This window comes from Algoriphagus confluentis (assembly GCF_036245625.1).
Classification (GTDB): Bacteria; Bacteroidota; Bacteroidia; order Cytophagales; family Cyclobacteriaceae; genus Algoriphagus; species Algoriphagus confluentis.
In genome coordinates, this window is record NZ_BTPD01000007.1 from 23,643 (window position 1) to 36,871 (window position 13,229).

The 13,229-nt window shown below is 44.0% G+C and carries 11 protein-coding genes and 1 tRNA gene; 3 read left to right on the top strand and 9 right to left on the bottom strand.

What is annotated here, in order from left to right; all coding sequences use genetic code 11:
• The first annotated feature begins 33 nt into the window (after window positions 1-33).
• Entirely contained in the window at window positions 34-1,059 is a 1,026-nt protein-coding gene (locus AAA943_RS11465; RefSeq protein WP_338224390.1) for a sensor histidine kinase, read from the top strand.
• Between the two features lie 3 nt (window positions 1,060-1,062).
• Entirely contained in the window at window positions 1,063-1,845 is a 783-nt protein-coding gene (locus AAA943_RS11470; RefSeq protein ID WP_338224391.1) for a LytR/AlgR family response regulator transcription factor, read from the top strand.
• 133 nt (window positions 1,846-1,978) lie between these two features.
• Here AAA943_RS11470 and AAA943_RS11475 read toward each other — a convergent pair whose 3' ends face one another.
• From AAA943_RS11475 to AAA943_RS11495, 5 genes are all read right to left on the bottom strand, one after another.
• Entirely contained in the window at window positions 1,979-3,172 is a 1,194-nt protein-coding gene (locus AAA943_RS11475) for a DUF763 domain-containing protein (RefSeq protein WP_338224392.1), read from the bottom strand.
• 11 nt (window positions 3,173-3,183) lie between these two features.
• Window positions 3,184-3,846: a DUF2461 domain-containing protein gene (locus AAA943_RS11480; RefSeq protein ID WP_338224393.1), complete on the bottom strand. Its 663-nt coding sequence runs from the start codon at window positions 3,844-3,846 to the stop codon at window positions 3,184-3,186.
• Between the two features lie 74 nt (window positions 3,847-3,920).
• On the bottom strand, window positions 3,921-4,433 hold the full coding sequence (locus tag AAA943_RS11485) for a carboxymuconolactone decarboxylase family protein (RefSeq protein ID WP_338224394.1): 513 nt from the start codon (window positions 4,431-4,433) through the stop codon (window positions 3,921-3,923).
• Window positions 4,434-4,540: 107 nt separating this feature from the next.
• Window positions 4,541-5,158, bottom strand: a complete 618-nt coding sequence (locus AAA943_RS11490; protein WP_338224395.1) for a TetR/AcrR family transcriptional regulator — start codon at window positions 5,156-5,158, stop codon at window positions 4,541-4,543.
• A gap of 544 nt (window positions 5,159-5,702) precedes the next feature.
• Window positions 5,703-5,791 (bottom strand) — tRNA-Ser (locus tag AAA943_RS11495).
• 733 nt (window positions 5,792-6,524) lie between these two features.
• Here AAA943_RS11495 and AAA943_RS11500 point away from each other — a divergent pair.
• Window positions 6,525-7,787 carry a PAS domain-containing protein gene (locus AAA943_RS11500; protein ID WP_338224396.1) on the top strand — a complete coding sequence of 421 codons (1,263 nt, stop codon included), beginning with the start codon at window positions 6,525-6,527 and terminating at the stop codon, window positions 7,785-7,787.
• Here AAA943_RS11500 and AAA943_RS11505 read toward each other — a convergent pair.
• The 4 genes from AAA943_RS11505 to recQ form a co-directional block, all read right to left on the bottom strand.
• Window positions 7,784-8,245: a gliding motility lipoprotein GldH gene (locus AAA943_RS11505; protein ID WP_338224397.1), complete on the bottom strand. Its 462-nt coding sequence runs from the start codon at window positions 8,243-8,245 to the stop codon at window positions 7,784-7,786. The two genes, AAA943_RS11500 and AAA943_RS11505, sit on opposite strands and share 4 nt — an antisense overlap.
• The gene (locus tag AAA943_RS11510) at window positions 8,238-9,599 is read right to left on the bottom strand and encodes a PSP1 domain-containing protein (RefSeq protein WP_338224398.1); all 1,362 of its coding nucleotides are present in this window, start codon (window positions 9,597-9,599) and stop codon (window positions 8,238-8,240) included. Before AAA943_RS11510 ends, AAA943_RS11505 begins: the two co-directional genes overlap by 8 nt.
• Window positions 9,600-9,728: 129 nt before the next feature.
• On the bottom strand, window positions 9,729-11,018 hold the full coding sequence (gene purD, locus AAA943_RS11515) for a phosphoribosylamine--glycine ligase (protein WP_338224399.1): 1,290 nt from the start codon (window positions 11,016-11,018) through the stop codon (window positions 9,729-9,731).
• Window positions 11,019-11,035: 17 nt separating this feature from the next.
• Window positions 11,036-13,213: a DNA helicase RecQ gene (gene recQ, locus AAA943_RS11520; protein WP_338224400.1), complete on the bottom strand. Its 2,178-nt coding sequence runs from the start codon at window positions 13,211-13,213 to the stop codon at window positions 11,036-11,038.
• Window positions 13,214-13,229: the final 16 nt, after the last annotated feature.

The following is a 13,229-nucleotide window of genomic DNA, read 5'->3' on the forward strand; positions in this document are numbered from 1 at the left end:
AAAAACCCGTAATCTACTGTGCAAACAAAACCTATGAAGATCAAAAAAAGCCTTTGGATGGAGTATGCCATTCTTGTATTGGTCACACTAGTCAGCGGGGTGACTCGATACTTGCTATGGGATGACTTGGGGATGAAAGGAGAATTTCCCCCGGAGACGATCGGTTTTTCCTTTGTCTTTTTGGTGCTGAGTTGGGAGTTTTTCAAAGGGATGGAGCGATACATGAACGGCATCCTTCCCTACTCCAAAGGCTTGGCATTGCGGATTTCCGTTCAGCTGGTGATTGGAGCGGTGTACATGCTTTTGGTCAATCGGCTGCTGTTTATGGTGGCTGGGAAATACCTCGAAGGTTCGCTTTCGGTCATGTTTAGCATGACTACCTATGCTACGTTTGCTACGCTTTCCTTCCTGATCAACAGCATCTTTTTCGGAAAGTATTTTTTCCAGGAATGGAAAAAAAGCCTCCTGCGTGCCGAGCGACTGGAGCGGGAAAAGACACAGGTACAATTTGACAACCTCAAAAATCAACTCAACCCGCACTTCCTTTTCAATTCTCTGAGTTCCCTTCACAGCCTGATCATGGATCGGCCTGCGCTCGCCTCCGAATATGTGACCAACCTGTCCAAGGTCTACCGCTATGTACTCCTTCATGAAAATAAAGAGACGGTTCCCCTTCGGGAGGAATTGGAGTTTATCGGTCACTTTATCTTTTTGTTGGAAACCCGCTTTGGGAAAGGTGTGGTCGTAAAAATCGATGTATCGGAGGAGTCCAAAAATTTGGGTATAGTGCCGGTCACGCTTCAGATTTTGCTCGAAAACTGCATCAAGCACAACGCCATTGATCCCGATGCTCCACTCCGAATCCGGGTAACGGCAGAGGAAAAATCCCTGCGAGTCAGCAATTCCATTCATCACAAAATCCAAATGATGGATTCCAATGGTAGGGGGCTGGAAGATTTAAAGAAGCTATACAGCTTTTTGAGTAAGGAGTCTGTCCAAGTACTTTATTCGGAAAGTGAATTTTCAGTCATCATCCCCTTGATCCCCCATCTATCCTAAGCCATGAGTAATTATCTGAATACTGAGCGTGCACGACTAGTGATCCTCGAGGATGAGCCCCTGGTAGCCGACGGATTGTCCAAGCACCTCTTGGATTTGATGCCTCAAGCAGAAATCTTGGTGATTTTGCCCAGCGTAAAAAAGGCCCTGGACTGGTTTGAAAAAGGGCAGGAGGTGGACCTTATTTTTGCTGATATCCAGCTTGCAGACGGGATCAGTTTTGACCTATTTCAGCGAATGGAGCCCAAGTGCCCAGTGATCTTTACCACAGCTTTTGATCAATATGCCATCAGGGCTTTTGAGGTCAACAGTGTGGATTTTTTGCTCAAACCCATAGAAAAAAAAGAGTTGAAAAATGCCCTGGAAAAACTAAGAAAGCGCCGGGAATCTTACGTCCTGCCGGAGCTGAGGATGGCGTTGGATCGGGTTAAATCAGGAAAAGCCTACCTGGAAAGGATGCTGGTGACGGTGCAAAATACCCTGATGCCGGTCACGATTGGGGAGGTTTCGGGGTTTGTGAAAGAAGAACTCATTTTTCTGGTCAATCGTGAGGGAAAGCGATTGATCACAGACTTTCAGACCTTGGAGGTGTTGGAAGGGAAATTGGACCCGGCCGTTTTCTTTCGGGCCAATCGGCAAACCATCATCCGAATAGATGAAATCAAGCACATAAAGACTACCTACAAAGGACTGGAAGTCTATCTCAAAAACTCAATTCTCCAAAAGGTAGAAATCAGCAAAGAGAGAAGTCCCCAATTTAAGCGGTGGTTGTTGGGAAATGGATAGTGGGGAACAATCGCCTTTTTTTGGATTGAAATGAAAAAGTCGATTCGTCAAAATACCGTTGGGACGAAAGGGTTTGGTTAGCTTCTTTCCGTTTTTTGGTAAATAAAAATGACTTTAGATAACCCTTATCTGTCTATTCACCATTTCCCTCACTTTTCTTTGCATACCCGTCAATCGTTCGTCCCCCATATTTCCAAGCGTCTTCATTTTCCTTTTGGATCAGGTCTTGAAGCCTTGACTTGGGCGTGAAATCAGATTCCGCCGCTTGGGCGAGTTCACTGAGTTTTTTGATGGCTTGTTGCTGATCGGTGGAAGAGATTTTCGCCTTTTCAACGGCTGTTTTCAACGTTGCGATGGTCTCGTCGTAGACTTTCGTGGGTACAGGAAATGGCTTTCCTCCCTTACTTCCATGGGCAAATGAGAATCTTGCCGGATCGGTAAATCGGGAAGGCGTGCCATGAATCACTTCACTGACCAAAGCCAAAGATTGGAGCGTCCTTGGCCCAAGGCCTTTGAGAAGAAGAAGCTCCTCGAAAGTTGTGGTTTGGGACTCTTGGGCCAACCAAAGAATAGAGCCCAAGCGTTTTATGTCTACATCCTGATCCTTGACATCGTAGTAGTTCGGGAGCTTCATATGGGGAATTTCTACGAGGATTTTGGCAGGATCTTCTTGGGCGATGCTGAGCATGGAGGTTTGGATTGGTTTGGCGTTTCGGTCCACCAAATTCAAAATATCCCCCTGATGATCTCCACAAATCGCCGTGTGCGGCTCCTCCACAAATGACGTCAGGCTGCTGGAGTTCCAATGGTAACGCCGTGCCTTGCCGTTTTCAGGCTTCATGCCTTGCTGAATGATCGACCAATCAGCTTCGTCGCTTACCAGGAAATAGTGCATGTACACCTGAAAGCCATCTTGAATCGCAGTGCTGTCCACTTTGGCAGAAAGTCTGCTTGAGCGTGAAAGCTCCTGCCCATCCAGCCCAGTGAGGTCACCTACTCGAAGGAGTTCGGCGGGTGTTTGAAGGGAATCTTTTCCTTTTCCCCCACAGACGAAAATCCCCAACTCCTTAGCATGGGGATTGAGGGATTTTTTCAAGGCACTCATCACTGCAGTGGTGACACCGGACGAATTCCAATCCATCCCAATGACTGCTCCGAAGCTTTGAAACCAGAAAGGGTCTGAGATTTTTCTTAGAAACTCCTTTTTCCCGTATTCCATCAAAATCGTCTCCACGATAGGTAAGCTCAATCGGGTCATCCGATCAAACAACCAGGTGGGGATATTTCCTCCCATGAGTTTCAGGTCAGCTGTTCCGGAGCGTTTCATTGGAATGGGATTTAGCCTTCGAGAGGTTTGCTTAGAAATTTCGCAAAAGGCAGGGTAAGTTGGTACAAACTCATGATTTGTTCAACAAAGTCTGGCTTGGTGATTTCGGTAGCCGGAAGTTTTGTCATCGCCAAAAACGAGGTGTGGTATAATAAGTGTTGATGTGCCGCAGCTTCTTTGAACTCCTCGGGAAGCCTTTTGATTTTTTCTCCCTGAATTTCTCCGAAGGTCTCCTTGAACTTTGGCTTTTGGATGATCTCATCCAACTGCTCTGAATGCTGAGCAATGTGGTGCCGGACCTCAAGAAGCTCCTCTTTTTCCAGCATTTTCAATCCGGCAGCCACGGTCACTTCATCAGCACCAATGCTGAGGTATAGGCCGGGACAAGGATTGCTTTTCTTTCCTTTCTTGGAAATCACAGCTGACATTTCTGTTTTGTAGGGAGACTTGTCGGAACTGAACCGAATGTCTTTGTTGATGCGGAAAATGGCTTCTGAAGGAGAAATGGTAATCTCGGGCGTCAAGGCATTCATCTCAAAAATCAATTTGGAGATTAAGGCTTCAAAGGGCTTTTTGACGTCTTTTTCGTAGTCTTTTTTATGGGTGTTAAACCAATCGGTGTTGTTGTTTTCGCTGAGTTGAGCGAAAAAGGATAGGTAATTGGAAGTGAACATGGTCGTGGATTTTTAGAGGTAAATGACCTTCTTCCTTCGGTAAAAACCATTGGAAGAGGGCCGAAAGTGAAAAATCAGTTTTTCATGCGGTAACCTTTTGCCAGAAATCGGGAAGAGGCCTCGTCTCGCTTGGCGTCATACTCGATCCCAAAACCGGTGACCATGCGGTTGGCAAAGCCAAAAAGTGCGCAAACAAATACCACATCTTCGTAGTGCTTTTCGCTGTAGCCCAAGTTCAAAAAGGAAAGGATATCTTCCTCTGTTACTGCGTTTGCGACTATTTTATCTGCCAAGGCAAAAATCGGTTTCAACTCCTCGGAAGGATGATCCACCAGACTTCTAACTTCTTCACCTCCGATTGCGAAAGCAGTTTCCAAATGTCCCAAGTGGCAGAATGAACAGCCAAATTGTTTGGAAACATACGCTCCCAATAGCTCGCGGGTAAGTGGAGTAAAAGCACTCTCGGGATGCATGACCTCGTGAGCTAGGTTGAGAAATGCATCAAAGACGGTTGGTTTGCGCCTTGCAATGGAGAAGATTCCAAATTTCGCCGCGGTCTCAAATAGGGTAATTTCTTTCTGATCCATAAATGGGTTTGAGTTATTGAATTGGATGAAATGGGACAGATTATCTGTCCCGACTCAATAACTGAACGTAATTCATTTATGTTTTTGATAAAGGAAAAAAAATCAATTTATTTTTTCAAGGATCTGATTATCATGTCAATATAAGATGAAAAAAAGGCGTCTGTACTTTTGTTTAGCTGTTGCTGGATGATCCTTGACTTAACATCAATAATTTGGATGACTCCCACAGCAGAGGCCCAAAGCAGGAATGAAAATTCCGACTCATCGATATCCGGGTGAATGCTTCCTTGGGTTTTTCCCGATTGGATGACCTCAATGACATAATTGGTGATTTTTCGGCTGGCCATCAGGAGTTCCTCGGGTTCTTCCAGTCCGGCATTGGTTTCATAAAAGGAGACCAGTTGATGGTAAAATGGATGCTCTTTATAGAAGTTGAGATAAGCCCAAAGCATCAGGCGGACTTTTATCAAAGCGTCTGCCGTCGATTCTCCGCTCTCTTTGAATTTTTGTAAAAGAATCTCTCTCGACTTGATCGTCAGATGAGCGATGATGTCCTCTTTTTTTGGGAAATAAAGATAGATCGTACCTACAGCCAAGCCGGCTTTCTTGGCGACTTGGGCAATGCTCAGGTTTTCCAATCCTCTTTCTTGGATGAGCTCTTCTGCGCAATTCAAGATGTCTTGCTTCCGGTCGCCTTTTGCTTGTTTGTTTCTAGCTCTTTTCATTATCAGTGATTTATTTAGCGATTTAGTTGGATCCGAAAGAGGATTCACCCCTAAATAACTGAACTGAATTTAGTGATACAAACACTAATTTTATGATGGTAAAGAAGCTATAAAGATGAATTGATCGACAGAAATAGCACTTTTCTCATTCTGATTGTTGCCATCAGGGAAAGCAATGAAGAGAATGGTACTTTTCGGTTTTTGCAAATAAAATTGAAACGATAAGTCTTCATTTAGATGCTTTGGAAGAATGCAGGAAGTAGTTAAAAAAAATTGGCTGATAAGTTGGAGTTTAATTAAAGAACGATGTGCTTTCCGGTAGCTACATCAGAAAAGGAGGTCCATTGTGCAGATGTTACGGATAATCTCTTCTGACTAAGGTTAATGGCAACTAATGCCTTGAAAGAAACCTCTCCCCGAAATTTTCTCCTACCCGTTGAAAATCAAATAATTGTAAAGGGTTTTGACATTAAAATTTTGGCAAAATAAAAAGCTCAATAATTGTCTTTTATTGAGCTCTAAATTGGTTTAAAAACTTAAAATGCAGAGAGTGGGGGATTCGAACCCCCGGTACGGTTTGACCCGTACGACAGTTTAGCAAACTGCTGGTTTAAGCCACTCACCCAACTCTCTTTCTTGGCCTTTCGCCAAAGTGATGCAAATATAAGCCAATTGAGAAGATTTAAACAATAGGAGCAATAAAATGGAAATTTCTTTGGCTTTATCCTGTTTAAATCCCTGAAAATCAACAGAAATTTTTTCAAAAAATTCAAAATACCCACTTGTGGGTATTTTTTTAAATAATATCTCCCTTACTTTTATTCCGATAAGTAGTATTTCTATGATTATTCAAACTTTAAATGCCAATTTTTTGATTGAAACCTCTCCGGATTGTGATGGTTGCCTTTCTGTTTATTCTAAAGATCCGATTGAATTGCAGCGACTTTTTGGGTCCTCTGTGCAGCACTCAATAGATCAGGAAGATTGGCCATTTATGATCAAAACCTGCAAACAAAACTTTGCCCATACCTTAATTCTTCTGGTCAAGGAAATAGATTACTCTAGGTTCTATAAAGAAGGGGTGAATTTGCCGCAACTCCCTTAGCTTCAGAATATTTTATTTAGGTGTTGAAAAAAAAAGTTCGGATGGATTTCTGTTCTTTTTTATCAAAAACATTTTTTCAATTTAAAACTACTTTTTTTCTATTGTAAAATTTAATTTTGTATAGGGTAAAAAAAAGATATAATATTTTTAGAAAATATACTTTTTCTAATTAAAATTTTTTACTCATATTTCGACATCACCCGACCCTTTATTACCTTGATTTGTACTGAGAATATTGAAAATCTCATTCCCGAGTCTTTGATGGATTCTGGTCACTTCTACTTCGTCATCATGGATGTGGAAGGGAAAGTCCTGAAATCAAATGGGGTATTCGAGAAAATTGCGCCTCGTGCCTCGGGCAAAGAGTTTTGGAACTTCCTATCTCTGGACACGGCAGAAGAGTTTTGCTATTCTCTAGAGCTGATGTTGGGTGCACCAAAAATCAAAAGGCACCTTATGCTTGAACACCCTTTTGGAAATGAGGATACCTTTTCTCAGATCTGGTGGGAGTTTTCGGTGATTACTACTCCAGAGGGAGACATTTCTTCAGTAATTGGGATTGGGGTAGGTCTTCAGCTTTTAGAGGAAGAGCTACCTTGGGATAATCTGGTGGATGTGTTGGGGTTTGGTAAACTTGTGTTGGATAGCCGTTTCAGAATTACCAATTGGGACTCCCGAGTGGAGCTATGGTTCAATAGAGAGAATTGCTTCTGGAAGAATAAGGATTTGTTACAAACTGAAGAGTTTGGGGATGACCTTTCTATTTTTTCCAGTTTGCAAAAGTTATTGGAAGGGGAAAACCCGGTTTTCTTCACCTTCCAAGGCAATTCCAAAGAGTTTGGAGGCTTGCTTTCCAGGTCGGGTCAGGAAATTCACTTTTTCATGGGACCAAAGGAAAAGAAAGAACTTAACCCTCCAGCTCTTCGGCTTTTTTCGGATAAAGGAATTAATTTGATTCCAGGCGCCGTATTCATACTTGATCAGAAGGCCTGTTTGATCCAGAGAAATGATCTGGCAGTTCAATTGTCCGAGACCTTGTTTGGTGCCTACTTGGAGGAAGGTGTGCCTTTGGCAATGAGCGCTTACCCACCCTCCTCTGATTCTCTCCGATTCAGACGTGCGATCGAGGAGGCCCTGAATGGGAATTATACACGTTTTGAGATTCAAAGAAGCCCGCTTCAGGATGAGGTTCAATCCTTGGAAGTGGTAATCAATCCAATTTGCGATTCTGGCCAGGGGGTACAGGGGATTTTTATCTATGCTTGGAACAATTCCAGCCTTCAAAACAAGGTCCATCGACTTCGTGAGGAAAACCAAATCCTCAAAAAGCTCGCATTGCAACCCTCTCATATTTTGAGGGGTCCTTTGTCCAGCATGCTGGGTATTTTGGACCTCGTTGATTTTACCTCTCTAAGTGAAGAGAATAAAAAGCTTTTTGGGTACTTAAAACCTTTGGCCGAAGAGTTGGATTCGAAAATCAGGGATTACTCCAAGAAGGCAGCCAATTTGAAAATCGAAAGCTAGTTGATTTTTACAATCTTGATTCCCACTGCTTCAATTCCTGCAACTTCTTCTTTTCTCATGTATTGGACTACTCGGATTCGTGATGCTTCTTTCGGGAATTGGATCGGTAGGGTATCATATTGAATAAAGGTGCTCCCGAATCCTTTTCCATAAGGTCTTCCTGATTTGGTATCAAATAGAGGAATATTGATTAGCTTATTATCCAGAGGCTTACCTATAGAGTCCTCCATCAAAATCCGAATATACAAATTGGAATATGGATACAAATCGGTATATCTAATGGCAATCAAATCTAATTTCTGTTCTGTTCCCAAAGGCCCAATTTGGTAGAGGAGTGTATCAGTGACCTGCCAAGAATCACCCTCGATCGGATGAAACTCCTCATAAAGACGGTCTCCACTGCAGGAGCTGAGCATAAAAGTGAAGAAAACCAATCCAATCCACACCGACCTATTCATTACTTCCTTTATTTGGATTTTGGTTTCGTCGGGGAGGGAATTTCCTCTTTTTGTTTTCCTGGGAATTATCCCCTGATTGAGAAGGCGGGTTTTTCGGTTCTGCCCCTTGGGAATTTGTACTTGGTTTTTGATTGGGGTTGGGCCTGTTTCTTGGCTTCTTTTTTCTGCGGTTTTCCCGGTTGGGCTGTGGATTTGCAGATGGGTTCTTTTCCTGAAAGTCTGCACGAGCAGGTCTGGCACGTTCGGCAGGTGAAGATTCATCTTTGACCCGATTGGGCTTCGGTGCTGCGCTTGGGTTGGAGTTGGTTTTTTGTTCCGCTTCTCCCGGTTTGAAATCTTTTGTTCTCTTTTTCTTTTTCTTCTTCTTTTTGGCAAACTTCTTATCCAAGAGTTCCAATTCTCGGGTTGACTGGGCCGCCAAGTCTTCCAATTCGTCTGCTTTGTCCACTTGGAGATTAAATACATTTACACCCTTTTCATTGAGGTCTTGAATTTCTTTTACTCTTTCACAAGTAATGCTGTGCCAATCGTTGTCGTTATTGTAGCTAAACCACATCAATTTTCTGAAGATGTCAGTTTTTTGGAGTTTTGCAGGGCCTTGTTCAGTCTGCAAAGGACGGTCAATGGAAGGGATATCCTTGATCGCCTCCATGTAGGTATCGAGTTCGTAATTCAGGCAACATTTCAGCCGTCCGCATTGTCCGCTTAGCTTACTGGGATTGAGGGAAAGATTCTGATACCGGGCGGCTGAGGTAGTGACGTTTTTGAAATCAACCAGCCAAGTGGAGCAGCAAAGTTCCCGTCCGCAAACGCCTATTCCCCCTAATCTTCCGGCCTCTTGTCGGAGACTGATTTGTCTCATTTCTACTCGAATCTTAAACTCTCCTGCCAAAATCTTGATCAACTCTCGGAAATCCACCCGATCTTCTGCGGAATAATAAAAGGTGGCTTTGGAATTGTCGGCTTGGTATTCTACATCTGACATCTTCATCTGAAGGCCGAGCTCATCTACAATCTGCTTGCATCGATAGAGGGTAGGGATTTCCCGATTTTTGGCTTCTTCCCATTTTTCGATGTCTTTCTCGTTGGCCAATCGGTAAATCCTGGTGATGTTATCATCGTTTCGGATTTTTCTTTTTTGCATCTGCAGCCTGACCAATTCCCCCTGTAGGGATACATACCCTATGTGGTGGCCGCTAGGCACATCTACTACTACGGGGTCTCCTGTATTCAGAGAGACATAATCCACATTTCGGAAGTATTCTTTTCTTCCGCCTTTGAATTTGACTTCTACGATATCAAAATTATCGACCTGGGGTATTCCCAAGTGGGAAAGCCAGTCGAATGAGTTCATTTTATTACAATCGCTCGTGCCGCAGGTGCCGTTGTTTTGGCATCCTCCCGTTCCTCCCGAGGAGGTTGAGCAAGTACTGCATCCAGACATATTTTATTTTCAGGGCTTAGGCCTCTTTTAGTTTTGGGTTTATTTCTTCAATTTCAAAATATCATGGCCGATGTCTTTTCTGAAGTAGACCTGGTTCCAAGATATGGAATGGACTGTCGTGTAGGTGTTTTTCAAAGCTTCTTCCAAAGTACCTCCATTTGCAGTCACCGCAATTACCCGGCCTCCATGATTGATCAGGTCTCCTTCTGAATTCCTTGCCGTTCCGGCGTGGAAGATAACCCCGTGCTCTACTATTTCGGGCAAGGTGATGGGGTGGCCTTTGGTATAAGAACCCGGATATCCTCCGCTGACCATGACCACGGTTGTGGAATATTCCGGAGAGATTTTGAGTTGGTATTGCCTTAGATTTTCTGTGCCTATCGCCAAAAGCATTTCCAAGAAATCACTCTCAATTCTGGGCAGAACAGCTTCAGTCTCCGGATCTCCCATCCGAACGTTGTATTCAATCACGAAAGGTTCACCGTCTTTGTTCATTAGACCGATGAAAAGAAATCCTTTGTAATCCATGTTTTCTTTGGCCAAGCCCTCGATCGTAGGTATCACGATACGTTTCTCTACCTTTTTCATGAATTCATCATCTGCGAAAGTCACAGGACTTACAGCGCCCATGCCTCCTGTATTGAGGCCGGTATCTCCATCACCGATTCGTTTGTAATCTTTGGCTTCCGGGAGGATTTTGTAGCTGATTCCATCGGTAGCGACAAAGACTGACAGCTCAATGCCGGTCAGGAATTCTTCCACCACTACTTTGGAAGAGGCCTCTCCAAATTTGGCATCCAAAAGCATTTCTTTCAGTGCGGTTTTGGCTTCTTCCAAAGTTTGACAGATCAAAACTCCCTTACCGGCTGCAAGTCCATCGGCCTTCAGGACTATGGGGAGGGATTGCCTTTCCAAATAGGCAAGCCCTTGATCTATTTGGTCCGGAGTAAAGGTTTCATAGGCGGCGGTAGGAATATGATTCCTATGCATGAATCGTTTGGAAAAATCCTTGCTTCCTTCCAATGTTGCCCCCAACTTACTTGGGCCCACCACGGGCAGCTTTGCTGTTTCAGGCTTTGATCGGATAAAATCCACCAGCCCTTTGACCAATGGCTCTTCTGGACCCACAACTACCAAGTCTATTTTCTCCTTTAGGATAAACTGAAGTAGGCCGTCAAAATCAGTGGCAGAAATGGCTACATTTTCGGCGATTTCCGCTGTTCCTGCATTTCCTGGCGCCACAAAAAGTCGAGAGCATTTCGGGCTTTGTACTATTTTCCAAGCGAAGGCATGTTCTCGGCCTCCACTGCCCAATAAGAGTATATTCATTTAATTGTTTCGGTTAATTAATTGGCATGCTGGGATATGAACTTGATTCGATAGACTCTCAGTTCGTCTTCTGCAAAGTCTTCACCACTTAGTTCTTCCAGTGCTGTTTTGATGTGATCGGTTTCTGCATTCATGAAGTAATCATGGAGAATCTCTTCCCGCTCGTCATCCATGATGTGGTGAATGTAGTAGTCGATATTGAGTTTGGTACCGCTGTAAATGATCTGCTCCACTTCTTGGAGTAGTTCATCCATGGAAATATTGAGATTTTCGGCAATCTCATCCAGGTCGATTTTGCGGTCAATCTGCTGGATAATGGAAATTTTCACTTTGGATCGGTTGCCGGATGTTTTGACCACCACATCGGAAGCAGTTTCAATCTCATTTTCTTCCACATAGGTGGCAATGAGCTTTAGAAATGAAGCACCAAATTTAGCTACTTTCCCCATTCCCACCCCATTGATTTGTGCGAGTTCCTCACGGGTGGTGGGGTAGACGGTGGCCATTTCCTCCAAGGATGGGTCCTGGAAGATGACGTAGGGAGGGAGACCTTTAGATCGGGCTACTTTTTTTCTTTCCGCTTTGAGTAATTCAAAAAGCTTCTCATCATAGGCGGGGCCGGTAGATACGGTTACTTCTTGGGTTTCTTCTTCAGTCAGCTTTTCGAAATCATGGTCTTGGTAAAGATCCACTGTGTAGGGAGAATCCATGTATTCTTGCCCCTTTGGGGTCAATCTAAGGACGCCGTAATTTTCTATATCCTTTTCGAGGAAAGCCAGAATCATAGCCTGTCTGATGATGGAAATCCAATGTTTTTCCTCTTTTTCTTTCCCTTGGCCAAATACAGGCAATAAGTCGTGCTTGTAGCTGGAAACGTACTCGTCCATGTCCCCACGGATGACTTTGACCAAATGAGTCAGATTAAACCGTTCTTTAGTCTGCTGAACTGCCTGAAGGGCTGTCAGTAAAAACTCCATGCCCTCGAAGGTCTCTCTTTCTCTTTTGCAATTGTCACAGAATCCGCAGTCTTCCTCCATCATTTCTCCGAAATAATTGAGGATAAACTTTCTTCTGCAGACCCCGGTCTCCGCATAGGCGGCCATTTCCTGCAAAAGAAGCTTGGCGTTTTCCCGCTCTGTTACTGCCTTGTCCTTGTTGAATTTGTCCAGCTTGATGATGTCCTCATAGCGGTAAAACATCAAACAGTGGCCTTCCAGTCCGTCCCGACCCGCTCTCCCGGTCTCCTGATAGTAGCCTTCGAGAGATTTGGGTACATCGTAGTGGATGACATACCGGACATCCGGCTTGTCTATGCCCATCCCAAAGGCGATGGTAGCCACTATCACATCCAGCTCTTCATTGAGGAAATCATCCTGGGTTTTGATCCGTATGGCTGAGTCCAGGCCGGCATGGTAGGGGGCTGCATTGACTTGGTTGACTTTGAGTAATTCTGCTATTTCCTCTACTTTTTTTCTACTGAGGCAATAAATGATGCCTGATTTCCCTTTGTGTTGTTTGATGAATTTAATCAAGGATTTTTTACTCTCATTCTTTACTTTGGGTCGGACTTCATAGAAGAGATTGGTCCTGTTAAAGGAAGATTTGAATACATCGGCCTCTTCCATCTGCAGATTTCGCTGGATATCCTGCTGCACTTTAGGGGTGGCTGTGGCCGTCAGTGCGATAATGGGGAGATTGGGGGCGATCAGAGCTACGATGGATTTGATCTTTCGGTACTCCGGTCGGAAATCGTGGCCCCATTCCGAAATACAATGCGCTTCATCTATAGCTACAAAACTTAACTGGGCGGATTTGAGAAAAGCGATATTTTCCTCTTTGGTAAGAGATTCAGGGGCTACATACAGGAGTTTGGTTTTCCCCCTCAACACCTCATTCTTCACTTTGGTCGCTTCCGCCTTGGTGAGGGTGGAATTGAGGAAGTGGGCATTTATACCCACAGCATTCAACTGGTCTACCTGATTTTTCATCAAGGCAATCAACGGGGAAATAACGATAGCCGTACCCTCATTGACTACTGCAGGCAGCTGATAACACAGGGATTTGCCTGCCCCAGTAGGCATGATGACAAACGTGTTCCGCTTATTCAGCAGATTGTCTACGATGGGTTCCTGATTCCCTCGAAACTGACTGAATCCGAAGATTTTCTTAAGGTCTGCTTTGACTTTTTCCTCCACTTGAAGAAAGGGCTAG

Coding starts and splice junctions, on each gene's coding strand:
- AAA943_RS11480 (WP_338224393.1), bottom strand. CDS start 3,846: ATGTTCACTTCCAATTACCTATCCTTTTTCGCTCAACTCAGCGAAAAC.
- AAA943_RS11500 (WP_338224396.1), top strand. CDS start 6,525: ATGGATTCTGGTCACTTCTACTTCGTCATCATGGATGTGGAAGGGAAA.
- AAA943_RS11465 (WP_338224390.1), top strand. CDS start 34: ATGAAGATCAAAAAAAGCCTTTGGATGGAGTATGCCATTCTTGTATTG.
- AAA943_RS11510 (WP_338224398.1), bottom strand. CDS start 9,599: ATGAACTCATTCGACTGGCTTTCCCACTTGGGAATACCCCAGGTCGAT.
- AAA943_RS11470 (WP_338224391.1), top strand. CDS start 1,063: ATGAGTAATTATCTGAATACTGAGCGTGCACGACTAGTGATCCTCGAG.
- AAA943_RS11505 (WP_338224397.1), bottom strand. CDS start 8,245: ATGAATAGGTCGGTGTGGATTGGATTGGTTTTCTTCACTTTTATGCTC.
- AAA943_RS11485 (WP_338224394.1), bottom strand. CDS start 4,433: ATGGATCAGAAAGAAATTACCCTATTTGAGACCGCGGCGAAATTTGGA.
- AAA943_RS11490 (WP_338224395.1), bottom strand. CDS start 5,158: ATGAAAAGAGCTAGAAACAAACAAGCAAAAGGCGACCGGAAGCAAGAC.
- purD (WP_338224399.1), bottom strand. CDS start 11,018: ATGAATATACTCTTATTGGGCAGTGGAGGCCGAGAACATGCCTTCGCT.
- AAA943_RS11475 (WP_338224392.1), bottom strand. CDS start 3,172: ATGAAACGCTCCGGAACAGCTGACCTGAAACTCATGGGAGGAAATATC.